Origin of the sequence: Mesorhizobium sp. WSM4898 (assembly GCF_029625845.1) — a bacterium.
Lineage (GTDB): Bacteria > Pseudomonadota > Alphaproteobacteria > Rhizobiales > Rhizobiaceae > Mesorhizobium.
Genome location: NZ_JARTVQ010000010.1, coordinates 53,802 through 78,524, shown reverse-complemented (window position 1 = coordinate 78,524; position 24,723 = coordinate 53,802). Strand labels below are relative to the sequence as shown.

Annotated in this window: 22 protein-coding genes and 1 pseudogene; 20 read left to right on the top strand and 3 right to left on the bottom strand. The window is 63.6% G+C overall.

Annotated elements, in window-relative coordinates:
- Positions 1 to 4 precede the first annotated feature (4 nt).
- The 6 genes from P9228_RS27210 to P9228_RS27185 all read left to right on the top strand — a co-directional run bounded on the left by P9228_RS27210 (position 5) and on the right by P9228_RS27185 (position 7,956).
- Positions 5 to 1,240, top strand: coding sequence for a patatin-like phospholipase family protein (locus P9228_RS27210; protein WP_278056555.1), 1,236 nt, complete (start codon positions 5 to 7; stop codon positions 1,238 to 1,240).
- A 121-nt stretch (positions 1,241 to 1,361) separates the two neighbouring features.
- On the top strand, positions 1,362 to 2,066 hold the full coding sequence (locus P9228_RS27205; protein ID WP_067322013.1) for an SDR family oxidoreductase: 705 nt from the start codon (positions 1,362 to 1,364) through the stop codon (positions 2,064 to 2,066).
- Between the two features lie 107 nt (positions 2,067 to 2,173).
- The gene (locus tag P9228_RS27200; RefSeq protein WP_278056553.1) at positions 2,174 to 2,965 is read left to right on the top strand and encodes a pyrroline-5-carboxylate reductase dimerization domain-containing protein; all 792 of its coding nucleotides are present in this window, start codon (positions 2,174 to 2,176) and stop codon (positions 2,963 to 2,965) included.
- Between the two features lie 356 nt (positions 2,966 to 3,321).
- Positions 3,322 to 4,824, top strand: coding sequence for a family 16 glycosylhydrolase (locus P9228_RS27195; protein WP_278056552.1), 1,503 nt, complete (start codon positions 3,322 to 3,324; stop codon positions 4,822 to 4,824).
- Positions 4,825 to 4,875: 51 nt separating this feature from the next.
- On the top strand, positions 4,876 to 6,633 hold the full coding sequence (locus P9228_RS27190; RefSeq protein ID WP_127324809.1) for a type I secretion system permease/ATPase: 1,758 nt from the start codon (positions 4,876 to 4,878) through the stop codon (positions 6,631 to 6,633).
- A gap of 3 nt (positions 6,634 to 6,636) precedes the next feature.
- Positions 6,637 to 7,956, top strand: a complete 1,320-nt coding sequence (locus P9228_RS27185; RefSeq protein ID WP_278056549.1) for an HlyD family type I secretion periplasmic adaptor subunit — start codon at positions 6,637 to 6,639, stop codon at positions 7,954 to 7,956.
- Positions 7,957 to 8,001: 45 nt separating this feature from the next.
- Here P9228_RS27185 and P9228_RS27180 read toward each other — a convergent pair whose 3' ends face one another.
- Together P9228_RS27180 and P9228_RS27175 are read right to left on the bottom strand one after the other, a co-directional pair.
- Positions 8,002 to 8,532, bottom strand: coding sequence for a dihydrofolate reductase family protein (locus P9228_RS27180; RefSeq protein ID WP_095801573.1), 531 nt, complete (start codon positions 8,530 to 8,532; stop codon positions 8,002 to 8,004).
- A gap of 97 nt (positions 8,533 to 8,629) precedes the next feature.
- The gene (locus tag P9228_RS27175; protein WP_278056546.1) at positions 8,630 to 9,520 is read right to left on the bottom strand and encodes a LysR family transcriptional regulator; all 891 of its coding nucleotides are present in this window, start codon (positions 9,518 to 9,520) and stop codon (positions 8,630 to 8,632) included.
- 212 nt (positions 9,521 to 9,732) lie between these two features.
- On the opposite strand from P9228_RS27175, the gene P9228_RS27170 reads away from it, so the two are divergent.
- The 7 genes from P9228_RS27170 (at position 9,733) to P9228_RS27140 (ending at position 16,360) form a co-directional block, all read left to right on the top strand.
- Positions 9,733 to 10,668 (top strand): DMT family transporter, encoded by a 936-nt coding sequence (locus P9228_RS27170; RefSeq protein ID WP_127216958.1) that lies wholly within the window; start codon positions 9,733 to 9,735, stop codon positions 10,666 to 10,668.
- 30 nt (positions 10,669 to 10,698) lie between these two features.
- Complete coding sequence (locus P9228_RS27165; protein WP_278056543.1) at positions 10,699 to 11,421, top strand: haloacid dehalogenase type II; 723 nt, start codon at positions 10,699 to 10,701, stop codon at positions 11,419 to 11,421.
- Between the two features lie 214 nt (positions 11,422 to 11,635).
- Entirely contained in the window at positions 11,636 to 12,067 is a 432-nt protein-coding gene (locus P9228_RS27160; protein ID WP_066993122.1) for a hypothetical protein, read from the top strand.
- Between the two features lie 266 nt (positions 12,068 to 12,333).
- Positions 12,334 to 13,212: an ABC transporter permease gene (locus P9228_RS27155; RefSeq protein WP_095801460.1), complete on the top strand. Its 879-nt coding sequence runs from the start codon at positions 12,334 to 12,336 to the stop codon at positions 13,210 to 13,212.
- Between the two features lie 13 nt (positions 13,213 to 13,225).
- Positions 13,226 to 14,068, top strand: a complete 843-nt coding sequence (locus P9228_RS27150) for an ABC transporter permease (protein WP_082953755.1) — start codon at positions 13,226 to 13,228, stop codon at positions 14,066 to 14,068.
- Positions 14,065 to 15,207, top strand: coding sequence for an extracellular solute-binding protein (locus P9228_RS27145; protein ID WP_066993114.1), 1,143 nt, complete (start codon positions 14,065 to 14,067; stop codon positions 15,205 to 15,207). The genes P9228_RS27150 and P9228_RS27145 overlap by 4 nt, the downstream gene beginning before the upstream one ends.
- Positions 15,200 to 16,360 carry an ABC transporter ATP-binding protein gene (locus P9228_RS27140; protein ID WP_095801462.1) on the top strand — a complete coding sequence of 387 codons (1,161 nt, stop codon included), beginning with the start codon at positions 15,200 to 15,202 and terminating at the stop codon, positions 16,358 to 16,360. Before P9228_RS27145 ends, P9228_RS27140 begins: the two co-directional genes overlap by 8 nt.
- Positions 16,361 to 16,396: 36 nt before the next feature.
- Here P9228_RS27140 and P9228_RS27135 read toward each other — a convergent pair whose 3' ends face one another.
- Positions 16,397 to 17,377, bottom strand: coding sequence for a GlxA family transcriptional regulator (locus P9228_RS27135; protein WP_066993111.1), 981 nt, complete (start codon positions 17,375 to 17,377; stop codon positions 16,397 to 16,399).
- 199 nt (positions 17,378 to 17,576) lie between these two features.
- Here P9228_RS27135 and P9228_RS27130 point away from each other — a divergent pair, with 199 nt between their 5' ends.
- The 7 genes and pseudogenes from P9228_RS27130 (at position 17,577) to P9228_RS27100 (ending at position 24,718) form a co-directional block, all read left to right on the top strand.
- On the top strand, positions 17,577 to 18,263 hold the full coding sequence (locus P9228_RS27130; protein ID WP_066993109.1) for a GntR family transcriptional regulator: 687 nt from the start codon (positions 17,577 to 17,579) through the stop codon (positions 18,261 to 18,263).
- Between the two features lie 160 nt (positions 18,264 to 18,423).
- Positions 18,424 to 18,635 (top strand): annotated as a pseudogene (locus P9228_RS27125) (diguanylate cyclase); the annotation flags it as partial.
- A 228-nt stretch (positions 18,636 to 18,863) separates the two neighbouring features.
- Entirely contained in the window at positions 18,864 to 19,784 is a 921-nt protein-coding gene (locus P9228_RS27120) for a dihydrodipicolinate synthase family protein (RefSeq protein WP_278056542.1), read from the top strand.
- Entirely contained in the window at positions 19,769 to 21,286 is a 1,518-nt protein-coding gene (locus P9228_RS27115; protein ID WP_278056541.1) for an aldehyde dehydrogenase, read from the top strand. Before P9228_RS27120 ends, P9228_RS27115 begins: the two co-directional genes overlap by 16 nt.
- Positions 21,283 to 22,614, top strand: a complete 1,332-nt coding sequence (locus tag P9228_RS27110; RefSeq protein WP_278056540.1) for an FAD-binding oxidoreductase — start codon at positions 21,283 to 21,285, stop codon at positions 22,612 to 22,614. Before P9228_RS27115 ends, P9228_RS27110 begins: the two co-directional genes overlap by 4 nt.
- 83 nt (positions 22,615 to 22,697) lie before the next feature.
- Positions 22,698 to 23,549 carry a glycine betaine ABC transporter substrate-binding protein gene (locus P9228_RS27105; protein WP_127217286.1) on the top strand — a complete coding sequence of 284 codons (852 nt, stop codon included), beginning with the start codon at positions 22,698 to 22,700 and terminating at the stop codon, positions 23,547 to 23,549.
- Between the two features lie 77 nt (positions 23,550 to 23,626).
- Positions 23,627 to 24,718: a glycine betaine/L-proline ABC transporter ATP-binding protein gene (locus P9228_RS27100; protein ID WP_278056539.1), complete on the top strand. Its 1,092-nt coding sequence runs from the start codon at positions 23,627 to 23,629 to the stop codon at positions 24,716 to 24,718.
- Positions 24,719 to 24,723 lie beyond the last annotated feature (5 nt).

The window sequence follows — 24,723 nt, the reverse complement described above, 5'->3', positions numbered from 1 at the left end:
CGCGATGGAGCCGATTCCAGCCGGATCGTCACCGGCTGACGACAAGGTCGAGCATTACGAGCTCGGCCTCTGCCTGTCGGGCGGCGGCTATCGCGCCATGCTGTTCCATGCCGGCGTGCTCTGCCGGCTGAACGAGGCCGGCCTGCTTCAGAAAATCGACATGGTCAGTTCGGTCTCGGGCGGCTCGATCGCCGCCGGGCTGCTTGCGGTTCTCTGGCCGCGCCTCAGCTTTGCCGACGGCGTTGCCACGAATTTCCGCGAGCTTTACGTCGAAAAAATCCTCGCTTTCTCGCAGGTCTTCCTTGACGCGCCGTCGATCCTCAAGGGCGTGTTCAACCCGTTTTCGAGCGCGGCGCGCGAAGTCGCCACCTGCTACGAGCGCCATCTGTTCGACGGCAAGGTGCCGACGCTGAAGAGCCTGACCCGGCGTCCGTGGTTCGTGTTCTGCTCGAGCAATCTCAGCACCGGCTCGCTGTTTCGCATGTCCAACCGCTACATTGCCGATTACCGGATCGGCATGGCCAAGCATGCGGACCTGCCGGTCGCGACCGCGGTCGCGGCGTCGTCCGCCTTCCCGCCGTTTCTGTCGCCGCTCAGGCTCGACCTCACTCAGTTCGCGTGGGAGAACGACAAGCTCGACGCGAGCGTCGGCCCGCCGGTCCCGGCCGGCCGCGCCGTGCTCACCGATGGCGGCGTCTATGACAATCACGGCATCGAGCCGGCGCTGAAGCGCTGCCGCTGGCTGTTGGTCAGCGACGCCGGCGCGCCCTGGCGAGCGTCCGGCTCCGGCTACTGGAACTGGTTCTCGCAGTTGAAGCGCGTGCTCGACACCACCGACAACCAGGTGCGCTCGCTCCGGCGGCGCGACCTCATCGCCCGCTTCCAGGCGGCGAAGGATGCCGACGACCAGGGCCTGCCCAATGACGCGACCCGGCCCGACTATGCCGCCACCCGCGGCGTCTACTGGTCGATCGCCAGCAAGCCTGACGCCGCCGAGCCGAGCTTCGTGCAAAGCGCGGCAATCGCGCCTGCCGATATCGGCACGTCGCTTCATTTCCTGGGAAGCGAGGAGACGATCGATCTCGTCAATTGGGGCTATTGCGCCAGCGACCAGGCGCTGCGGAGCTGGTACCGGCCGGCGGTGCCGGCTGGAAAGGGCGTGCCACTGAAGGCGGGCGACGTGAAGCCCGGACGCTGTGCGATGGTGTCGAAGGCGCTGATGAGCGGTTTCAAGGTGTGAGCATGGCGTTCGGACTCCGCGTCCGCTTTCGCCAATCGGCATCGTGGCGCAATCCAAACCGGTTCGTGCCCTGCACCGCCGCGTGCTAACAGAGGCGCTTTCAACAAGGATGGACAGCGACATGGCAGGAGAAAAAGTAGCTCTGGTGACGGCGGGGGGCAGCGGCATGGGCGCGGCGGCGGCGAAGCGGCTGGCCGCCGACGGCTTCAAGGTCGGCGTGCTCTCCTCCTCCGGTAAGGGCGAGGCGCTGGGCAACGAACTCGGCGGTTTCGGCGTCACCGGCTCCAACCAGTCGAACGAGGATCTGAAGCGGCTGACCGACGGCGCGCTGGAACGCTGGGGCCGCATCGACGTGCTGGTCAACAGCGCCGGCCACGGGCCGCGCGCGCAGATCATCGAGATCAGCGACGAAGACTGGCACAAGGGCATCGACACCTATTTCCTCAACGTCGTGCGACCGACCCGGCTGGTGACGCCGGTGATGCAGAAGCAGAAGGCGGGCGTCATCATCAACATCTCGACCGCCTGGGCGTTCGAGCCGAGCGTCGCCTTCCCGACCTCGGCGGTGGCGCGCGCCGGGCTCGCCGCCTTCACCAAGATCTTTGCCGACACCTATGCGGCCGATAACATCCGCATCAACAACGTGCTGCCGGGCTGGATCGACAGCCTGCCCGGCGTAGAGGAACGCCGCCAGAGCGTGCCGATGAAGCGCTACGGCACATCCGAGGAAGTGGCGGCAACGATCTCCTTCCTCGCTTCCGACGGCGCGGCCTATATCACCGGCGAGAACATCCGCGTCGATGGTGGATTGATGCGGGGGTACTGAGGCTCGTTTCGGCAGGCACAGCTGTCGCTCGCCGGTACGCGGCTGCGGCTGACCGCTGGACAATGGCCGCCGCCTCCCGCACCGTTAAGACTGCAAGGGAGACACGAATGAGCGCTTCACTCAGGCTGGGCATTGTCGGCGGCGCCGGCTGGCTGGGCGGCGCCATCGCGGGTGCCGCGCTTTCGGCCGGCGTCGCGCGGGCGGAGAACCTTGCCCTCTCCTATCGCAGCACCAAGCCGGATCGCTTTCCAGGCGTCTTCTGGACCGGCGACAACCAGGCGCTCGCCAACCGCTCGGACGTCATCATGCTTTCCGTGCGGCCGCAGGACTGGCCGTCGCTCGAGCTGGATGCCAAGGGCAAGCTGGTGATTTCGGTTATGGCCGGCATCCGATTGGCCGAGATCGGCGAGAAGCACGGCACCGGCCGCGTGGTGCGCACGCTGCCCAACGCGGCTGCCGAGGTCGGCAAATCGTACACGCCGTGGATCGCGAGCGGCGACGCCACCGAATTGGACCGCGCGACCGTGCGCGCGATCTTCGGAGCCTGCGGCGTTGAGGATGAGGTCGGCAGCGAGCGCGACATCGACTATCTCACCGGGCTGACGGGCTCGGGGCCCGCCTTCCCTGCCCTGCTCGCCGAAGCGATGATGCGCGACGCCGTGGCCTTCGGCCTCAAGCCGGAGGTCGCGCGCCGCGCGGTCAACACCGTTCTCACCGGAACCGGCCGGCTGCTGGAGCTCAACGACGCTTCTCCGGCCGATACGGTCGAGGCCTTTCTCGGCTATCGCGGCACGACAGCGGCCGCGATCGAGACGATGCGCGAAGCAGGCTTCGACCAGGCCGTTGCCAAGGGACTGGCGGCCGCGTTCCTGAAGTCGATCGCGATGGGCAAGGCGTGAGCCGACGACGCTGCCCTTTGAGCGCGGAAGGCATCAGGCGAGCATCCGCCGGATCGGGCCCCGCCGCTCAGGTGAGTCGTGCCGCCTACGCGAACTCCTCGCGCCGCGATGCTTAATTTTTGATAAAAGAAATTAGTAATATTGTGTAAAACTGAGTGAGCCCTCGCGTGCAAATTGTATTAGGGCGTTCTCACTCTCTTTTCTTGCGAATAATTGATCGCTGAACGGCAAATTTTCTCTGTACTATTACACAATTCCTTGGAACGATACCCGGAATTACCAGTTGACCCGCTAGCGATCGGTTGAGTTCGCATCGCCGATTCAAGCAAGCCGTGTATTGCGAGGAGGGTTGTCCGATGAGCAGCTTCGTCAATGCCGTAGGCGTTCCTCTCCCCTATAGCGGCTCGTCCAACCATTGGTACTCGGCGGCGGGGTCCGGACCGGACTTGTGGGGCACCTCCGGAAACGACACCTTCTATGGAGCTTCCGGCGTCAATGTCACCATGCACGGGAGCTACGGCGATGACATCTATTATCTCTATGCCGCGGGCAACAAGGTGGCCGAGGGCTATGGGGCAGGCATCGACACCATCAGCACATGGATGAGCTACACGCTTCCCGACAATGTCGAGAACCTGATCGTCACCAACGCCAAGAACTACGCTTTTGGAAACGACCTGGACAACATCATCACCGCCAAGGCCGGCCACCAGACGCTGGACGGCGGCAAGGGCAATGATGTGCTGATCGATGGCGGCGGCGGTTACGACACTTTCATCATCGCGAAAGGCAACGGAAGCGACCTGATCGCCAATTTTGCCGCGACTGACAGCGTCCGTCTCGATGGCTATGGGTTCACTTCCTTCGACGCCATCCACTCGAACATGATCCAGGCGGGACCGAACGTCATCTTGAACCTCGGATCCGGCGAGATCCTCATGTTCAAGGACACGACCATCGACAAGCTGCAGCCCAGCCAATTCCAGCTGCCGATCGACAAGTCCGACATGACGCTGTCTTTCAGCGACGACTTCAACGCGCTGAACCTCCACAACAGCCAAGGCGGCACGTGGGATACCAACTTCTGGTGGGGCGCGCCGAACGGCAGCACGCTCGCCACCAACAACGAGCTGCAATGGTATATCGACGCCAATTACGCGCCGACGAGCTCGGTCCACCCGTTCAGCGTGAACAACGGCGTGCTCACCATCACCGCGGCGCAAGCGCCGGCGGACATCAAGCCGCTGATCAACAATTACGAATACACGTCCGGCATCCTGACCACGCATGACAGCTTCTCGCAGACATACGGCTATTTCGAAATGCGCGCCGACCTGCCGGAAAACGCCGGCGCCTGGCCGGCCTTCTGGCTGCTGCCGGAAGACGGCTCGTGGCCGCCTGAGCTGGACGTCATCGAAAGATACGGCCAGACCCCGAACTCGCTTCTGATGACCGCGCATACGATGGAGACGGGGACGCACACCATGGTCGGGTCTACGGTGAATGTGATGGATATTGCCGGTTTCCACACCTATGGCCTGCTGTGGACGCCGGACAAGCTTGTCTGGACCTATGACGGCGTGCAGGTCGCGGAAGCGGCGACGCCCTCGGACATGGACAAGCCCATGTACATGCTGGTCAATCTTGCGATCGGCGGCCAGGCCGGCGCGCCGCCGGATCATCTTGCCACACCGGCCGAGATGAAGATCGACTACATCCGCGCCTATACGCTGGACGCTGTGGAGGCTAACCCCCTGATCGCCACCAGCAGCACCACCACCGCAACGCACAGCACTGCCACGCACAGCTTCGGCAGCAGCACGCTGCATCACGGTTCCGAGTTTGGGGGCCACGCTTAAGATTTTCAGGCGATCGGTTCGATGTCCCGGGATGATTTAGCGGCGGCCGATATGACTGCACCGTCGAGCCTGCGGGCGGTGTTCCTGCGCGCCGTCGGCGATGTCGGGCTCTTCTCGCTGCTGATCAACATCCTGCTTCTGGTGATCCCGCTTTATCTGCTGCAGGTCTATGACCGCGTGCTGCCCTCCTCCAGCGTCGAGACGCTGGTCTATCTGTCGGCGATTGCGGTTCTTGCGCTCGCTTTCCTCGGACTGCTGGACGCGATCCGCGCCGTCTACACGCAGCGCGTCGCGGCCGCCGTCGACAGGAAGCTCGGGGCAAGGACATTCGCCCTCTCGCTGGCGCCCAAATATGCCGGCGGCCTGTCGCCGCTGCGTGATCTCGCCTCGGTCTGCGCCTTCGTCCGGTCGCGCGGCGTGGCGGTGCTGTTCGACCTGCCCTTTGCGCCCGTCTTCCTCGCTTTGCTCTATCTGATCCATCCGGTGCTGTTCTGGGTGACAGTCGCCGGCGCGGTGCTTCTGCTCGTCCTTGTCGTCGCGAACCAGCTCGCCATTGGCCGGAACGATGCCATGTCCGCGGAACGCTCGGCGTTGGCGAGCCATGCGGAACAGGTCTTTGCCCGCAATGCCGAAACGCTGCGCGCCATGGGCATGGTCGAGAACGCCGCTCGGGTCTGGGGGCGGCATGTCGGGGCAGCGCTCACGCTTTACGACCGTTCGTCGAGCGCCAATGCGATCTTCAGCGGCGCCTCGCGGGCGCTGCGCATGATGCTGCAGCTGGCGATCCTCGGCGCCGGCGCGTGGCTGGTGCTCGAGGGGCAGATGACGGCGGGTATGATCTTCGCCTCCTCGCTGGTGTCGTCGCGCGCGCTGCAGCCGCTCGACCAGCTGATCGGCGCCTGGCGGCAGATCGTCGAGGCAAAGCTGGCCTGGAAGCGGCTGGAGACGGCGCTTGCTGCGCATCCGGCTGGGAAGCGGAAACTGGCGCTCCCCGATCCATTAGGCGCGATTTCGGTGCAGGACGTTTTCTTCATGGCGCCGAACGCGCAGCCCGGCACCGAACCTATCCTCAAGCGGCTGAATTTCCAGATCGGCGCGGGCGAAGCGGTGGCGATCGTCGGGCCGAGCGGCGCCGGCAAATCGACGCTGGCGCGGCTGCTTGTCGGTGCCGCGCAGCCGACCGGGGGCGCAGTGAGGATCGACGGCGCCGACCTCAGGACGTGGGACGAAAAACAGCTCGGGAGACAGATCGGCTACCTGGCGCAGGAGGTGGAGCTCTTTCCCGGCACGATCGGCGACAATGTCGCCCGCTTCGACGCGCAGGCAGAGGACGCCGCGATCGTCGAGGCCGCCAGGCGCGCCCAGGCGCATGAGTTGATCCTGGCGCAGCGCGACGGCTACCAGACGATGATCGGCCCTTCCGACAGGACGCTCTCGGGCGGCGAGCGGCAGCGGATCGGGCTGGCGCGCGCCTTCTACGGCAACCCGCGCATTCTCGTGCTCGACGAGCCCAGTTCCCATCTCGACGGCAGCGGCGAGGCGGCGCTCGAAGTGGTTCTGGTCGCCGCGCGGGCGGCCGGCGTCACGATCCTCGTGATCACACATCGGCCGTCCATCGCAACGGCCTGCGACCGCGTGATGGTTCTGCGCGGTGGTGTGATCGAGGCCTTCGGCCCGAGCGCCGAGGTGCTGCGGCGGTCCACTGTCGATAGAGGCGCCGGCAACGCCCCGGCCGCCCAGCAGGGCACGGTGGTGACCGGATCATTCGCGCCGATGATCCGCACGCACGGCATCCGCTTCGGATCCTAGACGATGGCGATCGAGAGCCTTGCCTGGGATGGACAGCCGCGCACCGACTTCCGGCGCGTGGCCTTCATAGGATATGCGGCAATCGCGCTCTTTGCGGGCGACTTCGGCTATTGGGCGGTAAGCGCGCCGCTGTCCGGCGCGGTAATCACGCAGGGCACGATCTCGGCGACGGGCGGCAACATCCTCATCCAGCAGCCCGAGGGCGGCATCATCCAGCAGCTGCTGGTCCGCGAGGGCGACCGCGTGCAGCAGGGCCAGGACCTCATCCTGCTCGACCGGACGGCAGCGCAAGCCGAGCTCAACCGTCTGACCAGGCAGTCGATCGCGCTCAAGGCGAGCATGGCGCGGCTGGAGGCGGAGCGCGACGGGCTGGACAGGCTCGCGCCGATCACCGAGGCAGCGCCGGCGCCGTTCCAGCAGGATTTCCAAAACCTCATCCGCGAGCAGCAGAAGGAGTTCGACGCCAGGCTCGCCCGGTTCCGGTCGGAGCAATCGATCATGGCGCAGCGGGTCGCCATGCATCGCGAGTCGGTCGTGGGCTTGAACGCCCAGAAGCTCGCCATCCAGCAGCAGGCCGATGTCGTGAAGAAGGAGCTCGGCATCAAGACAGGCCTGCTCGACAAGGGCCTCACCAACCGTACCGAATATTCGCAGTTGCTGCGCTCGGAAGCCGATCTGGTCGGCCAGGCCGGCGCGCTGGAGGCCAATCTTGCCGGGGCCAACAGCCAGATCGTCGAGGCGCAGGTGCAGGTCGAGCGGCTGACCACGCAGCGCGTGGAGGAAGCGCTGACCAAGCTCGACGAGGTGCGCACCAACCTCGCCGACATCGAGGAGCAGATCAGGGCAGCCGAAGCGGTGCTTCAGCGCACGACGATCAAGGCGCCGGCGGCGGGCATCGTGGTGTCCTCCACCTATAATGCGAAAGGCAGCGTGATCGCGCCCGGCGAAAAGATCATGGAGATCCTGCCCACCGCATCGGGCCTCAACGTCGATGCCAAGCTGCGGCCGAAAGACGTCGATCAGGTGCGCGTCGGCCAGCCGGCGAAGCTCAGGCTGTCAGCGCTCAACACGCGGCTGACGCCGGAGGTATCGGCGACCGTGACGCAGATCTCGGCCGACCGGCTGATCGACCAGGCTACCCACGAACCCTATTTCCGCGCCAAGCTGAAGATCGCCGACGCGCTCCCGCCCGGCGTCAAGCCGGAGCAACTCTATCCGGGAACGCCGGTCGAAGCCTTCATCAACACCGGCGACCGGACCTTCTTCGAGTATCTGGCGCGGCCGATGGTGGATTCGTTCGCCCGCGCGTTTGCGGAGAGGTGAGCGGGCGCTCCGCCCGACGCGCCCGTCCGTCGGGGAGTTGCGTGCCTACGCGGGAACATAAGTCAACCTGATCGCTTCCTCCCCGATCAAATCACTGGCCACGAGCCGGAGCCGCGGCCGGGGGCCGGCGAAGAATGGCTTTCCGTGACCAAGCACGACGGGATGGATGTAGAGACGATACTCATCGATAAGCCCGAGGTCGGTCAGGCTTCGCGCCAGGTCCGGTCCGGAAACGGCGATCTCCCCAGCGAGCCGAGCCTTCAGGTCACGTATCATCTCCGCCAGGCCGCCTTCGACAAGCGTGGCGTTGGGGCCAACGGACTGCAGCGTGCTCGACACGACCCACTTCGGCTGGCTCCGCCACGCCGTCGCGAATTCGCGGAGCTCAGGGGTCCACTCGGAACGGTCCTCGTCCCAGTAGCGCATGACCTCGTACATGCGACGGCCGTACACGCTGCCCGTCAGGCCGCGCACTTGCTCTATCCAGTGACGAAACAGCGCGGGATCGGGCGCAAATGCCTCGTGGTCGACATAGCCGTCCAGTGACTGATTCATTCCGAAGACGAGCTTCGCCATGCTAATTCCATTCCTGCCTTCTTTTCAGGATACCAGTGCATCGCGCCGCTGCGTGATCTGTGACGGCCTCGTCACGCTCCTGGCCAGCACGACGGTTTCAAACGGCGATCTGAAGCGCCCCGTAGCGTTTGACTTCGGCTTCGATCTCCCTGACCAAAGTCTCCAGCGCGGGATTTCGGGAGTTGCGCGCGCGCCTGATCACATAGGCCAGGTCCGGCGGCTTGGGGAAGTGCTTGTCGACGATCTCCATGCCGGGTTGCAGGTGCCGCTGGCTCAGGAGCGCGACGCCGAGCCCGGAGGTCACGCCGGCGACGATGCCGGCTGCGCTGGAGCATTCGAACACGGTCTCGAACACCGTTCCCTCATCCTGCCCAAGATCGAGACCCCAACGCCGATAGAAGCAGTTCTCGTCGAAGGACAGGAACGGGATCGGCTTTTCCTTCGACAGGACCAGATCCGGCGACTTCACCCAGTGCAGCGTCTCGCGGTAGAGGACGATGTCGGCGGGACGAACCTCGTGCTGGAACAGCTGGACGATCGCGGCGTCAAGGGCCCCCTGGCTGAGCTGCTCCCGCAAGACGAGGCTCATGCGCACTTGCGTACGGACGCTCACCTCGGGATGGAGCCTGCGGAACCGGCCAAGAATGCGCGAGAGATCCGTGCAGGTCGTATCCTCGGTCATTCCCAGCGCGATCTTGCCTTGCAGCGTGCTTTTCGAGAGGCTCAGTACCGCCTCGTCATGAATTCCCAGGATGCGCCGCGCATAAGCCAGGAGATCGTGCCCGGCCGTGGTGAACAGCGGCGCGTTTGGCTTCCGGCTGAGGATTTCGCAGTCGAGGCTCGCTTCCAGCCGCCTCATCTTGTGGCTGACGGCCGATTGCGACAACCCCAGAATCTCGGCCGCACGAGTGACACCGCCGTGTTTCTCGATCGCGACCAGCGCCCGCAGGGCATCGACATCCAGGCGGCGGCTCATAATTCCAGCCATGACAATCCTCGCTCGCAATGAAGCAACGCGGCCAAAGGTCTGACACAGAGCAGGCTTTTGGGCAAATCCTTATGTCATTGTTTGTGGCTGTTTCATGAGCCTATCGAAATTTGTCATGTGCAAGGCAGCGAGTGTGCAGCCATAAGTCTGCGCCAGACAGCGCTGGTGATCCGCTTCAGGAGCATCTCGCACCGCTCGAATAAAGACAGCCCATGACGCTTCTGCAGAACAAGCCTCATCCTCTGGTATGGCCGACCGTGGCGGCAGCCCTGGTCCTAAGCTGGAGCTCCGGCTTCGTCGGCATCCGCTACGCCAGCGAGAACGCCGACGTCATGCTGGTCCTGTTCTGGCGGACTTTTTTGTCCGGACTTATCCTTCTGCCATTTGCTCTGCTGATCGGGCAGCGCATCAGCGGGCGCGCATTGGCGCAGCAGATGGCGTTCGGCGTGGCGACGATGTTCCTCTATCTAGGCGGATTCGCCCTTGCCATCGGCCAGCGCGTTCCGACCGGCCTTGTCGCGCTGATCTCCGATCTTGTCCCTCTCGCCATCGCGGCGCTGTCGCAGCCCATTCTCGGCCTCCGGCTGAGCGCAAGACAATGGATCGGAACAGCCCTGGGCGCGAGCGGCGTCCTTATCGTCTCCCTGGACAGCCTCAGTCTCGGCAAAGCACCGGTCTGGGCCTATGTCCTCACGGTCGCTTCCATGCTGGTGTTCGCCCTGGCGACCGTGGTGCAGAAGCGGATCAGGACGATCGATATGCCCATCCATCAGAGCTTGTGCATTCAATGCCTGACGGCGGCGATCCTCTTTGCCGCCTGCGCCGAATGGAACGGCGGCCTGACACCGCCGCTCGATGGGCGTTTCCAGTTCGGCATGGCGTGGCTGGTGCTGTTCTCGACCTTCTTCTGCTACGGCGTCTACTATATGAGCCTGCGTCACTACACCGCCGCACAGGTCAGCAGCGTGGTCTATCTCAGCCCGCCGGTGACGATGCTCTGGGCGTGGCTGATCTTCGGCGAACCGCTATCGAGAGCGATGTTCCTCGGCCTGGCGGTGACCCTGTTCGGTGTCTGGCTGACCTCATCGAGGAGCGCTGCATCGAAGGACAAAGCGCGTCTGAGCTCATGCGAGCAGCCTGCCGGATAATCACGCGACACCAACAAGGAGTGCAATTCCATGAAGCTGACCGATTTCAAGGCCCTGACCTTCGACTGCTACGGCACGCTCATCGACTGGGAATCCGGCATGATCGAGGGCCTGAAGCCGCTGACAGAGCGCGCCGGCCGCCGTTTGAGCCGCGACGACATCCTCGAGGCGCATGCCCGGCACGAATCCAGCCAGCAGAAATGGACTCCGGCAAGACGCTACCGCGACCTTCTGCCGATCGTCTACAAGCGGCTTGCCGAGGAATGGGGCGTCGTCGCCACCGCAGAGGAATGCACGGCCTATGGCGAAAGCGTGAAGGATTGGCCGGCCTTTGCCGACTCGGCGGAAGCCTTGCGGTATCTCAAGCAGCACTACAAGCTGATCATCCTTTCCAACGTCGACAACAAGAGCTTTTCGTTCAGCAACAAGAAGCTCGGCGTCGACTTCGACGCGATATACACGGCAGAGGACATCGGCTCCTACAAACCTTCCGCCCGCAACTTCGACTATATGCTCGAAAAGCTGGCGACGATCGGGGTGGAGAAAAGCCAAGTCCTGCACACTGCCGAAAGCATGTTCCATGATCACGCTCCCGCCAATCGCGTCGGCCTGGCATCGTGCTGGATCTATCGCCGTCATGCCGACCAGGGCTTCGGCGCCACGATGCACCCCGGCGACATGCCAAATGTGGATTTCCGCTTCGACAGCATGGCCGACCTCGTCAAGGCGCACAGGCAAGAATTGGGCGCCTGAGTCCGCAGCGCGCGGAGGAGGCGCTGAGCGAGCCGATGAGACCCCGAGATAGCTACACGACGCTATGCCGCCTGCTTTCGTGGCGTCCTCTCGCAACCGGATTCAATCCGCCAGCCTTGGAACCAAAAGACCTGCGAGACTGTTCAGCTATCGTTTCATACAACGCTGACGTGCCCTGCCGGTTGGGCAATCGGCGCTTTCGAGGAGTCTCACCATGTCCAGAATTCGTTCAGCCGCGATTGCGGTCATCGCCGCTGTCGGCGTGAGCTTTGCCAGCGCTGCTCACGCCGACAGCGGCACGATCCGCTTCTCCATCTATAAGGCGGCCTTCTTCATCGGTGGCGCCGGCGGCGAAGGGACGCTGACCTTCCGTGGTCGCAACTATCCCATCTCGATCGGGGGCATCTCGGGCGGCCTCGCCTTCGGGGCTTCCAAGACCTATTTCAAAGGCACAGTGCGCCACATTCGCCGCGCCCGCGACGTGGCGGGAGTGTACGGCGCAGCGGGCGGCGGCGGCGCGCTCGGCAGAGGCGCTCAGGTGATCGTCATGACCAACGACAAGGGCGCCGAGCTCCAGCTCACAGGCCGGCAGGTAGGCCTGCAGATCAATGCCGATCTCAGCGGCATGACCATTGGGCTGAAATAAGGGGCGGTCAAAGCGGTCATTCCCTCCGCCAATTGGCGCTACCTGATCCAGCCGCACCGAGTGTCCGGTAGAATGGGAAGGGCCCGATGTCGGGCCCTTTCCCTTGCTTGCCTGGACTGTTTGCGTGGAGGCACGGCACGACGCGATCGCCAACAGTCGGAGGCTCTCTGGCTCAATCGCCGCCTGTAGACATCGCGCGCCCAATCACCCAATCTGAGCTGCGGGAACAGAAGCGCTTCAAAGAAAGCGCGGACCTTCGGGTGCGCATGAAAAATCGATGGACCTTGTATGATCCACGGCTGGCCTGGATGCTTATCGCGCCGGTGCTGCTGCTCTTGATCTTCTTCCTGGTGCTGCCGATCGCCGTGATGTCGGTCTACACCTTCTTCACCTTCGTCACCGCCGGCGTGGAAACCAGCGCGCTGACAACCGCGAACTGGCACGAATTCCTCACCGACAGCTACTATCACGGCTTCCTGTTGAAGACGCTGCGGGTCGGCGCCATCACCGCGCTGCTCTGCGGCGTGCTCGGCTATTTTCCGGCCTATTTCATCTGGGCGACGAGCTTCAGGCACAAGTGGCTGCTGCTTCTCCTGCTCATCGTGCCGTTCTGGATCAGCTTCACCATCCGCACCTTTTCCTGGATCAACATTCTCGGCGAACAGGGCGTCATCAACGTGGCGCTCATAAAGTTGGGCATTGTCAGCGAGCCGCTGCCGATGCTCTACACCGAGGGCGCGGTGATCATGGGGCTGCTGCATTTCCTGCTGCCCTACATGATCCTCAACGTCTATGTCAGCCTGGAAAGCATCGACCGCACGCTGATTGCGGCAGCCCGCTCGATGGGCTGCACCAGTGCGCAGGCGTTTCGCGAGGTGACGCTGCCGCTTTCGTTGCCCGGCCTCGCGGCCGGCCTGCTGCTCTGCTTCGTGCTTGCCGCCGGCAGCTATGTGACGCCGCAGCTTCTGGGCTCGGGCCGCGACGCGCTGTTCGGCAATCTGATCTACGACACCATCATGAGCGAGCTGAACTGGCCGATGGGCGCCACGCTTTCGATCGTGCTGTTCGTCGTGCTCGGTTTCTTCGCCGCCATCTACACCCGCTACATGGGCATGTCGCAGATCGTCAAAGGCCTTGGAGGATGAGGGGATTGGGCGGATGAAGCCTGCACGCCGGAAAGAGGAAGGCAGATGGGCCTGGCGGCTGACTGGCTTCGTCACGCTCTGCGTCTACATCTTCATGTTCGCGCCGATTGCGGCGACCGTCATCCTGTCGTTCAACGCCTCGATGTTCGGCGGCTTCCCGATGACCGGCTTTTCGCTGCAATGGTACGGCAAGCTGATGGCCAATGAGGCGGTGCTGGCCGCGTTCCGAACGTCGCTGTGGATCGCCCTGGTCACTGCGGCCGCCACCACGGCGATCGGCGTCGTCACCTCGTTCGCGCTGGTGCGTTTCGAGTTCCCCGGCAAGCAGACGCTGAGCACGCTGGTGATCCTGCCGGCGCTGGTGCCCGAAACCATTCTGGGCGTCGGCCTCCTGGTGCTGATCAAGGCGGTCGACCAGCCGCGAACGTTGCTCCTCCTGGTGCTCGGCCATATTCTGCTCGCCGTGCCCTATGTGGTGCTGATCACCCAGGCGCGCATGGTGGGCATCCGGCGCGTCTATGAGGAGGCCGCGCTTTCGCTCGGCGCCTCGCGCTTCTCGTCCTTCCGCGAGATCACGCTGCCGCTGCTCATCCCGGCGGTCGTTGCCGGCGCGCTGCTCGCCTTCACCATCTCGTTCGACAACACCTCGGCCAGCCTGTTCTGGCGGCCGGCCGGCGTCGAGACCATGCCTACCCAAATCCTTTCGATGCTGAAGATTTCGATCAGCCCGGAGATCAATGCACTGGGCACGGTCATGATCCTGGTGACCGTCGGCATCCCGCTGATCGGCGGCATTCTCATGCAAAGCCTGACAAAATTGAGAAGACGAGGCGAACCAAAGGAGGAAGCAAAATGAAACTATCCACCACCAAACGGCTGGAACGGCTGCATGACCGCTACGTGAACGGCGATTTGAGCCGCCGCACCTTTCTGAGCCTGACCGCCGCCGCCGCGGCCTCGGCGGGCCTCTCCATGCCGTGGATGAGCCGCGCGCTCGCCGCGGTCGAGCAGGTGCGCTTCGACGGCTGGGGCGGAACCGTGCAGGAGGCGATCGACAAATACGCCTTCCAGCCCTACACAGCCAAGACCAAGATCAAGGTGGTCCAGGGCACGTTCGGCGACGAGAACGAGATCATCACCAAGATCAAGACGGCGAAGCCAGGCGACTTCCAGATCGTGCATTCGTCCGGCGTCAACTACTACATCAAATACGTCAATGCCGGCATGAACTCGGAGATCAACGAGGCCAACATTCCCAACATGGCGAATGTGCTGCAGCCGATGATCGAGCCGTTCCGCAAGCTGACGCCAAAGCTCTCGGCGGTGCCCTACGACTACGGCACCACCGGCATCGCCTACAACACCAAGGTGATCTCGCCCGAGGAGGCGAAGGAAAAGGGTGCCGGCCTGCTGCTCGACAAGAAATACGCCGGCAAGGTCGGCGGCTATGCCGACATGACCACCCGCGTCTGGTACGCGGCTTTGGCCACCGGACAGGATCCCAACAACATCAAGGACATGGATACGATCTGGGCCAAGGTGCGCGAGACGCGCGACCTCGCCAAGAAATTCTGGAGCTCCGGCGCGGAACTGATGGACCTGTTGTCCAAGGGCGAGATCGTGGTGACCGACGCCTGGTCGGGCCGCGTCGCCGCCCTGCAGGATCAGGGCCATCCGATCGGCTATCTCGATCCGGCGGGCTCCTATGCCTGGATGGAGGACATGCTGATCCTGAAAGGCTCGCCGATGACCGAATGCGAAGAGCTGATCAACTTCATGCTCGATCCGGCGACCTCGATCGCGGTGGCCGAGGGCCAGAGCTACCCGCCGTCGCTCGACCCGACCAAGGTGAAGCTAACCGAGAAGATCGAGAAGCTGCCGGCTTTCGACAAGACCGGCTCGATGAAGGCGCTGACCTTCGCCGATCCGGTCTACTGGGCGACCAACGAGGACGCCTGGACCAAGCAGTGGGACAGGATCGCGAAAGGTGCCTGACAGAAGCGAAGCGTCACTCAGCCCCCGGCCGGTCTCGGCCGGGGCACCCGGCACAGCTCCCAACATGAGTGCGGAGCAGCCAGCGGTCGAGTTCCGCGACATCGACATCGCCTATGGCAAGTTCGTCGCGGTGCGCGACTTCTCGCTGTCGATCCGCAAGGGCAGTTTCGTCACCCTGCTTGGGCCGTCGGGCTGCGGCAAGACGACGATCCTGCGCTCCATCGCCGGGCTGGTCGACATTTCGGGCGGCCAGATCATGATCGATGGGCGGCGGGTCGACGACGTGCCGATCTACAAGCGCAACATCGGCCTGGTGTTCCAGAGCTACGCGCTGTTCCCGCACAAGAGCGTGTTCGACAATGTCGCCTTCGGCCTGAAGTATCGCAACGTGCCGAAGCCCGAGATCGCGCGCAGGGTCGGCCGGGCGCTCGACATGGTGCGGCTGCCGGGCAGCGAGAAGAAGCTGCCCTCACAATTGTCGGGCGGGCAGCAGCAGCGCATCGCGCTGGCGCGGGCCATCGTCTTCGAACCGCAGGTGCTGCTGCTCGACGAGCCGCTATCGGCGCTCGACGCCAACATGCGCGAGGAGATGCGCGTCGAGATCAAGAAGATCCAGAAGGCAACCGGCATCACCGCCATCTTCGTCACCCACGACCAGGAAGAAGCGCTCTCCATGTCGGACCGCATCGTGGTGATGAACGCCGGCTCGGTCGAGCAGATCGGCACGCCGGAGGAAGTCTATGAGCGGCCCGCCACCGCCTTCGTCGCCGACTTCCTCGGCAAGGCCAACATGCTTGCCGGCACCGTCAGCAGATCTGACGGGCAGATAGCGGTGACGCTTGCCGCTGGCCAGACGGTCAACGTGATGTCGCCGCGGCCGCTGGCGCCGGGCAGCAAGATCACCGTGGTGGTGCGGCCGCAGAAACTGTCGGTCGGTCCTGCAGCAGGCGGCAACCGGCTCTCCGGCCGGGTCGTCTCGACCTCCTATCTCGGCGGCAGCGCCATTTACGAGATCGACTTCGGCGGCAAGACGAGCATCCGCGCCAACGCGCCGATCAACGGCCGCATCGTCCGGGAGGGCGAGATCATCGAGGTCGGGTTCGATCCGAGCGGCTGTGTTTTGCTGGACGAGAACGGGCAGCGGATTTCGTAGCCTACCAAGCCCCTGTTCGCATCGGCCTTAAGGAATTCACTGCTTCGCCGCTTGAGCAGCCAAGCGGCCTGGATGCCTGAGGTTGGTCGGCGTGATGCCGGTGTGCTGGCGGAATACCCGGCTGAAGTGCCCGGCATTTTCGAAGCCGCACCTGTAGGCGATGTCGCCTATCTGCAGGTCGCTGCCTTCCAGCAGCGACTTGGCGTAGTGAACCCGGAGCGCCAGGTACGCGGCCATCGGGCTTGTGCCCAGCTCGGTCGCGAAAAGACGCTCGAGCTGGCGCCGGGAGCAATTCAACCGGCTTGCGATCTCGGTGACCGATATCTTTTCCTGCAGGCTGCTTTCCATCAGCAGCAAGGCCCGTTTCACCGCACGGCTCGACGCTTCGGGAAACAGGTCGCCGACGGGCTGCACGTCCCGGATGTTGCGGATGCGATCGAGCACAAGGATCTTGGCGGCCTTTTCCGCCGCCTTCTGACCGATGAATTGCGACACGAAATAACCGGCGAGGTCTGCCGCGCCGGTGCCGCCGGCACATGTCGCGCGGCCGCGGTCGACCGAATAGAGGCTGTCGGCATGCGCATTCACATCGGGGAATTCGGCGCGAAAATCCTTGATGTGGAACCAGCTGACGGCGGCGCTGTAGCCGTCCAGCAAGCCGTAGCGGGCCAGCACGAAGCTTCCCGTGCACAGCGCGGTTATCGGCACGCCCTTGTCGGCGGCCCGCAGAAGGAACGCCTCCTTTTCAGCGCTGAGATTGCGGTTGGTGTCGAGCAGGCCTCCGACCACGACGACGTTGTCGAAGTCCTCCGGATTGCCGATCGCCTTGGTCGGCAGCAATTCGACGCCACAGCTCGCCCGGATCGGCAGGCCGCGCTCGCCGACGATCTGCCAGTCGAACTCCACCCTGCGGCTGCGATCGCCCTCATCGCCGGCGAGCCGCAGCGTGTCGATGAAAAGCGACAGCGGCGACAAAGTGAAATCGCGCACCAGGAGAAACGCAAACTTCTTGGCCATGCTTTGCGGACCTGTCCCTTGCGTTATCCGAAGCTCATTCAGACAAGATCGCCGTCCGGGCTGTCATTGTGCCACCGATCCATCCGGTCTTATATTGTGTACCAAGAAAATACAATCCGTTGACTCACTTGCAAGTGCATGCGACTCTTCCAACCGTGCCAGGTATGTCGATTGGCAGAGATGATTCCGAAGGTGCGCCATGAAGGGAAGCAAGGGCAGTCTCTATGACGATCTGAAACGTCGCATCCTGACAATGGAACTCGATCCTGACGAGGATCTGGACGAGGTGGCGCTGAGCGAGCGCTATGGCCTGTCGCGGACCCCTGTCAGGGAAATCTTCCGCCGGCTGGAGGGCGAAGGTTACATCGAGATCCGCGCGAACCGGGGCGCCAGGGTCGTTCCGATGAACCATTCGACCCTTCGGCAATTCTTCCTGGTCGCCCCCATGGTCTACGCCGCCATCGGCCGGTTGGCCGTGCAGAATTTCAAGCCTTCGCAGATGGTAGACCTTAAGGACACGCAGGAGCGTTTCCGCGCCGCCAGCAAGTCAGGCGACGCGCTTTCCATGGTGGTCGAGAACAACAGGTTTCACGAGATCATCGGTGAGATGTCTGCGAACGCCTATCTTCAGCCCAGCCTCGGCAGGTTGCTGATCGACCACGCCCGCATCGGCCATACCTTCTTCCGCCCACGCAACGACGACATGCGCAAGCGGCTGCAGACGGCGGTCGAACATCATGACGGCTTCATCTCGGCCATCGGCGCGCATGAGGAGGACGCCGTCGTCGACCTGGTGTTCGAGCACTGGGAACTGTCGCGCGAGAACATGGAAATGTTCATCGCGCCGCAGGGAATGAAGGCGGACGCGCTGGTCGGCGATAACTGACGGCCGCTTAGGAAAGCGATTGCGGCCGGGATAGGAAGAACGCCTGCTGCCGGGCCCGGTGCCGGCAGCGAAATCTCCCGCTTAAGACGCAGATTCCGCGGCCGCCACCTCGGGGCACCGATCCGTCAGGCCTGTTCCAGCCAGACCTTTTGCACCGCCGATCGCCGAGGAAGGCAAGAAGGGCGGAACGCTTCGCCTCGGCATGGTCGTGAAGCAAAAAAAGGCCCGCGGGTCGAGATGGCCAATATCAGCCGCACCTGACTGGAGCCGCTGGTCAGGTACCCGCGAATTCACTTCACTTTCGAATCGGTTCTGCTGGAGAGCTGGGAGATCTGCGGCGACGCCACCGAATACCTGCTCCATGTCCGCAAATGCGCGACGGGCTCGCTCCCCAGAATTGTACTCGTGCCATATTTTTTATGTGTACGTAAATTATACAATCTGTTGACTCTCGGATGCTGACGTGCAATCTTGCGCGTTATCAAACGCGATCAACCGGTTTCGAGCGCTGCGAATCCCCGCTTGGGAATTCGCGGATGGCCTCCGTTTTGCCGAATGACGCATTGGTCGAAACGGCCACTCCATCGATGGAGAAATTTCTTGAAGTTTGAGGGCATCTACACGCCGGCGGTGACGCCGATCGGTCCGGACGGTCAGATCGATAACGCGGCCTTCGCCGACGTTCTCGAGTCACTCATCGAAGCCAAGGTGCACGGCATCATCGTTGGTGGATCGACCGGTGAATATTATGCCCAAAGCGCCCAGGAGCGCTTCGAGCTCGGTGCCTATGCCAAGCAGGTGATCGGCACCCGCCTTCCGCTGGTCATCGGCACAGGCGCTACCAGGACCGAAGACTCGGTCGAATACGCCAAGGCGGCGAAGGAGATCGGCGCCGACGCGATCCTCGTCTCGTCGCCGCCATATGCCTTGCCGACGGAGCGCGAGAACGCGGTTCATGCGCTCACCGTCGACCGCGCGGCCAACCTTCCGATCATGCTCTACAACTATCCGGCCCGCATGGGCGTGATGATGGGCGAGGAGTATTTCTCCCGCGTCGGCAAATCCCGCAACATCGTCGCCATCAAGGAAAGCTCCGGCGAAATGGGCAATTTGCACCGGCTTGCCCGCAAGTTCCCGCACATCTCGCTTTCCTGCGGCTGGGACGACCAGGCGCTGGAATTCTTCGCCTGGGGCGCCAGGAGCTGGGTCTGCGCCGGCTCGAACTTCCTGCCGCGCGAGCACGTCGCGCTCTACGAGGCCTGCGTGCTCGAAAAGAACTTCGACAAGGGCCGCGCCATCATGAGCGCGATGCTGCCGCTGATGGACTTTCTCGAATGCGGCAAGTTCGTCCAGTCGATCAAGCATGGATGCGAGCTGATCGGCCTGAAGGCAGGCGGCGTGCGCGCGCCGCTGCGGCCTCTCAATTCGGAAGAAAAGCGATCCCTCCAGACTGTCGTCGCCACGCTGAAGCGGACGGTCGCCCAGATCACGTCGGGAGCAAACCAATGCATGAGCCTCTGACCGCCGCCGAATACAAGGCGCTCGCCGCCGAGATTCAATTCCCGACCAATGCCTTCATCGACGGAGGCTTCCGCCCGGCAAATTCCGGCAAGACCTTCAGAACGACCAATCCGGCGACCGGCGAGGTGCTTGCCGACATCGCGGCTTGCGACGCCAGCGATGTCGACTTCGCCGTGGCCAAGGCCAGGGAAGCCTTCGACGACGGCCGCTGGCAGCATCTCGCGCCTGGCGAGCGCAAGGCCGTCCTGCTCAAATTCGCCAAGCTTTTGGAGCGCAACCGCCACGAACTCGCGGTCATGGAGAGCCTCGACAGCGGCAAGCCGATCCGCGAATGCCAGACCGTCGATGTGCCGGACACGATCCATACCATCCGCTGGCATGCCGAGCTGATCGACAAGCTCTACGACAACACCGCGCCCGTTGGCTCGAAGGCGCTGACCATGGTCGTGCGCGAGCCGGTCGGCGTCGTCGGCTGCGTCCTGCCGTGGAATTTTCCGCTGCTGATGCTGGCCTGGAAGATCGGCCCGGCGCTTGCGGCCGGGTGCTCGGTCATCGTCAAGCCTGCCCAGGAGACGACGCTGACCACGCTGCGTGTCGCGGAGCTCGCCCATGAGGCCGGCATTCCGGCCGGCGTCTTCAATGTCGTGCCGGGCGGTGGCAAGGAGGTCGGCGAACCGATCGGCATGCATATGGGCGTCGACATGGTGGCCTTCACCGGATCGACGCCGACCGGCCGCCGTTTCCTGCGCTACGCGGCCGACTCCAACCTCAAGCGCGTCGTGCTGGAATGCGGCGGCAAGAACCCGGCCGTGGTTCTCGACGACGCCGAAGACCTCGATCTCGTCGCCGAACAGGTGGTCAACGGCGCGTTCTGGAACATGGGCGAGAACTGCTCGGCCACCTCGCGGCTCATCGTCGACGCCAAGATCAAGGACGAGCTGCTTGAGCGGATCGGCGCCTACATGCGCGAATGGAAGACCGGCGATCCGCTCGACCCTGAAAACCGCATCGGCGCGCTGGTCAGCAAGACCCATTTCGAGAAGGTGAAATCCTTCCTCGGCGACGTTAAGACCGAAAAGCTCTCGGTCGCCCATGGCGGCGCCACGCATAAGGGCGCCTATATCGAGCCGACCGTCGTCGACGGCGTCACGCCTGCGAGCCGCCTCTTCCAGGAGGAAATTTTCGGGCCCATCCTGTCGGTGACGACGTTCAACTCGCTGGGCGAGGCGATCGCGCTCGCCAACGACACGAATTACGGCCTGACCGCGTCCGTCTACACGGGGAGCCTGCGCAAGGCGATCAAGCTCTCCCGCGAGATCCGCGCCGGCGTCGTCACCGTCAACTGCTTCGGCGAAGGCGACGCGACGACACCGTTCGGCGGCTACAAGGAATCCGGCTTCGGCGGGCGCGACAAGTCGGTCTTCGCGCATGACAATTACTGCGAACTGAAGACGGTCTGGATCGACGTCTCCGACCGCTCGGTCGACGAGACCGTCCGGTGAGCGATCTCGTCGTCAAGCGGCTTCCGGCTGATTCCGGAATCTCTGGCTGGGAGGCGATCAGCAGACGCTGCTTCCCCGTCCGCACCCTCGACGGCGACATCAAGGCCGACTGGCTGATCATCGGCGGCGGCTTCGCCGGCCTCTCCGCCGCCCGGCGGCTCGCAAAGCTTCGGCCGGGCGACAGGATCGTCCTGCTGGAAGCCGGAGAGGTCGCCAAAGGTCCCGCCGGCCGGAATTCCGGCTATATGATCGACACCCCGCACAATTTGTCGTCGGGCGAATATTCCGTCGCCGGTGAGGCCGAAACAAAGGCGGAGATCGCCGAGAACCGCTTCGCGATCGCCTTCGCCGCCGAGGCGGCCGCGGAATACGCAATGTCCGCGCGCACCTTCGATCCCTCGGGCAAGATCAATGCCGCGGCGACCGAACGCGGCATGACACTCAATGCCAATTACGGCCGCTCGCTCAAGACGATTGGCGAAGGGCATCGCTTCCTCGACGCGAGCGACATGCGGGAAATCACCGGGTCGTCCTACTATCTCGGCGGCCTCTACACGCCCGGCGCCGTGATGATCCAGCCTGCCGACTATATCCGGGGGCTCGCGGCGGGGCTCGCACCGAAGGTCGACATCTTCGAGCACTCGCCGGTGCTCAAGCTCACCCGGGCCGGAAGAGCCTGGAAGGCGGTGTCGCGCACCGGAAGCGTCACCGCGCCGAAAGTCATCCTCGGCGTCAACGGCCATATCGACGATTTCGGTTACTTCCGCGGCCGCCTGATGCACATCTTCACCTATGCATCGATGACCGCCCCATTCACCGCGAAGTCGACGGGCAAGGACCGGTGGGCATTGCTGCCGGCCGATCCGATGGGCGCCACGGTCCGGAAGATAACCAACGACGGGCTCTCGCGGATCGTGATCCGGACCCGGTTCACCTATGACTGGCCCGTGCGGGTCAGCGAGAAGCGCTTGGCCGGCATCGCCGCCGAGCAGTGGACGTCACTCGATGCCAGGTTTCCGGACCTCAAGGATGTGCCGTTCGAACATGTCTGGGCCGGACGGCTTTGCCTCAGCCGCAACCACGTGCCCGCCTTCGGCGAGATCGAAGACGGCCTTTATTCGGCGTGCTGCGAGAACGGCCTTGGGACCGTGAAAAGCACGCTCGCGGGCATCATGGCCGCGGATCTCGCGACCGGCACCCGGTCGAACATGCTCGACAAATATGCGGATCAACCCCAACCCGCGCGGCTTCCTCCCGAACCGTTCGCGTGGATGGGCATCAACACGGTGATCCGTTTGCAGGAATTGCGTGCTGGCCGCGAGGGATGAGTTCTCGCCGCGCAATGTGAAGACCGAGCAGACCGCGAAGTCTTCGAACGGGAATGGAAACGGAAACTAAGGAGTGAGGAAACATGAAGACGTTGTGGAAAGCGCTCTGCGCTGCCGCGATGGTCGGGATGACCATGCTGTCCGCTCAGGCGGAAGAAAAGACAATCACCGTTGGCACGATGTCGTGGGAGGATCTCACCCCCATCACAGGCATCACCAAGAAGGTGCTTGAGGACGCCGGCTACACCGTCAAGGTGGTCGATTTTTCCGAATGGGGCATCGCCTACGCCGCATTGACCAAGGGCGACATTCAACTGCTCGCCTCGCAGACGGACTATGTCGCGCAGGACTACTGGGACAAGAACAAGAAGCGCCTCGAGAAGATCTCTCCGGTTTCGCACGGCCTCTACCAGGCGATCGCCGTGCCGAACTACGTGACCATCGATTCGACCGAGCAGCTCAACGACAACGCCGACAAGTTCGGCGGCAAGATCGTCGGCATCGAGCCGGGTTCGGGCCTGATGCGCGACGCCGCCAATGCGGTCAAGGAATACGGCCTGAAGCTCCAGCTGGTCGAAGGCAGCACCGCCGCGATGACCGCCGCGCTGAAGTCGGCCGTCGACCGCAAGGAATGGATCGCCGTCACCATCTGGGAGCCGTCCTGGATGATGCAGAAGTATCCCGTGAAATTCCTCAAGGATCCGAAGGGCATCTTCCCGCCGCCGCAGAGCTACTACTGGATTGCCAAGAAGGGCTTCTCGGCCGACCATCCGCATGCCCGCGAGGTCATCGCCTCGGTCTATGTGCCGCTCGCTGATATTACCGCCATCAACGGCGCGGTCAGCGACGGCAAGAAGATGGATGAAGCCGTCAAGGCCTGGACCGACGCTCACGCCGATCTCCTGAAGCGCTGGGAAAACATCAAGGGCGAGTAATCACACCAACGGCGGGCCGCCGAACCGGCTGCCCGCCTCCAAACACGATAGCCATTTGGTGGCCCATGGGGAAGGCAATGAACATGACCGTGAATGCCTCCAACGAAGTGTTGGTCGACTGCAAATCCGTGTGGAAGGTGTTCGGGAGCCGCGCCTCGGCCGCGGTCAAGGCGATCTCCGAGCGCGGGCTCTCCAAAAAGCAGGTGCTGCAGGAGTTCAACTGCGTGGTCGGTGTTGCCGACGCTAGCCTCCAGGTCCGCCGCGGCGAGATCTTCTGCATCATGGGCCTCTCGGGAAGCGGCAAGTCGACGCTGATCCGTCTGCTTAATCGCCTGATCGAGCCGAGCCTCGGCAAGATCACGGTCAAGGGAAAGGAGATCGCCAAGCTCAATGCCTCCGAGCTGCGCGACATGCGCGCCCGCAATATCGGCATGGTGTTCCAAAGCGTGGCGCTCCTGCCGCACCGCACGGTTCTGGAAAACGCCGGCTTCGGCCTCGAGGTGCGCGGCGTCGCCAAGGAAGAACGCAACAAGATCGCCCGTGCTGCCCTCGGAAAGGTCGGGCTCGCCGATTGGACATCGCGCTATCCCTCGGAGCTTTCCGGCGGCATGCAGCAGCGCGTGGGCCTCGCCCGAGCCTTGGCGGCAGACCCGGAAATCATCCTCATGGACGAGCCTTTCAGCGCGCTCGACCCGCTCATCCGCCGTCAGTTGCAGGACGAGTTCCGGCAACTGACGAAGTCGCTCGGCAAGTCGGCGGTCTTCATCACGCATGATCTCGAGGAAGCCATCCGCATCGGCGACCGTATTGCTATCATGAAGGACGGCGTCATCGTCCAGGTCGGGACGGCTGAAGACATCGTGACAAAACCCGCAGACGATTACGTCTCCGATTTCGTGGCGGGCATTTCCAGGATTCACCTGGTCAAGGCGCACTCCGTGATGACGCCAGTGAGCGAATACAAGAGTGCGCAACCGCATAGCGACGTGAACGCCCTGCCCCAAACGTCGCCCGAGGCCGACATCGGCGCGCTCATCGACCTCACGACCCAGTCCGATCGCGATGCGGTCGCGGTGGTCGAGGGCGAAACGGTCGTCGGCGTCGTCACCATCCGCGGCCTGCTGCGCGGTGTCGCCGGCAAGCCTGCGGGGGAACTCGTGGCGGCATAGCTCGG

Coding starts and splice junctions, on each gene's coding strand:
- P9228_RS27210 (WP_278056555.1), top strand. CDS start 5: ATGGAGCCGATTCCAGCCGGATCGTCACCGGCTGACGACAAGGTCGAG.
- P9228_RS27205 (WP_067322013.1), top strand. CDS start 1,362: ATGGCAGGAGAAAAAGTAGCTCTGGTGACGGCGGGGGGCAGCGGCATG.
- P9228_RS27200 (WP_278056553.1), top strand. CDS start 2,174: ATGAGCGCTTCACTCAGGCTGGGCATTGTCGGCGGCGCCGGCTGGCTG.
- P9228_RS27195 (WP_278056552.1), top strand. CDS start 3,322: ATGAGCAGCTTCGTCAATGCCGTAGGCGTTCCTCTCCCCTATAGCGGC.
- P9228_RS27190 (WP_127324809.1), top strand. CDS start 4,876: ATGACTGCACCGTCGAGCCTGCGGGCGGTGTTCCTGCGCGCCGTCGGC.
- P9228_RS27185 (WP_278056549.1), top strand. CDS start 6,637: ATGGCGATCGAGAGCCTTGCCTGGGATGGACAGCCGCGCACCGACTTC.
- P9228_RS27180 (WP_095801573.1), bottom strand. CDS start 8,532: ATGGCGAAGCTCGTCTTCGGAATGAATCAGTCACTGGACGGCTATGTC.
- P9228_RS27175 (WP_278056546.1), bottom strand. CDS start 9,520: ATGGCTGGAATTATGAGCCGCCGCCTGGATGTCGATGCCCTGCGGGCG.
- P9228_RS27170 (WP_127216958.1), top strand. CDS start 9,733: ATGACGCTTCTGCAGAACAAGCCTCATCCTCTGGTATGGCCGACCGTG.
- P9228_RS27165 (WP_278056543.1), top strand. CDS start 10,699: ATGAAGCTGACCGATTTCAAGGCCCTGACCTTCGACTGCTACGGCACG.
- P9228_RS27160 (WP_066993122.1), top strand. CDS start 11,636: ATGTCCAGAATTCGTTCAGCCGCGATTGCGGTCATCGCCGCTGTCGGC.
- P9228_RS27155 (WP_095801460.1), top strand. CDS start 12,334: ATGAAAAATCGATGGACCTTGTATGATCCACGGCTGGCCTGGATGCTT.
- P9228_RS27150 (WP_082953755.1), top strand. CDS start 13,226: ATGAAGCCTGCACGCCGGAAAGAGGAAGGCAGATGGGCCTGGCGGCTG.
- P9228_RS27145 (WP_066993114.1), top strand. CDS start 14,065: ATGAAACTATCCACCACCAAACGGCTGGAACGGCTGCATGACCGCTAC.
- P9228_RS27135 (WP_066993111.1), bottom strand. CDS start 17,377: ATGGCCAAGAAGTTTGCGTTTCTCCTGGTGCGCGATTTCACTTTGTCG.
- P9228_RS27130 (WP_066993109.1), top strand. CDS start 17,577: ATGAAGGGAAGCAAGGGCAGTCTCTATGACGATCTGAAACGTCGCATC.
- P9228_RS27115 (WP_278056541.1), top strand. CDS start 19,769: ATGCATGAGCCTCTGACCGCCGCCGAATACAAGGCGCTCGCCGCCGAG.
- P9228_RS27105 (WP_127217286.1), top strand. CDS start 22,698: ATGAAGACGTTGTGGAAAGCGCTCTGCGCTGCCGCGATGGTCGGGATG.
- P9228_RS27100 (WP_278056539.1), top strand. CDS start 23,627: ATGAACATGACCGTGAATGCCTCCAACGAAGTGTTGGTCGACTGCAAA.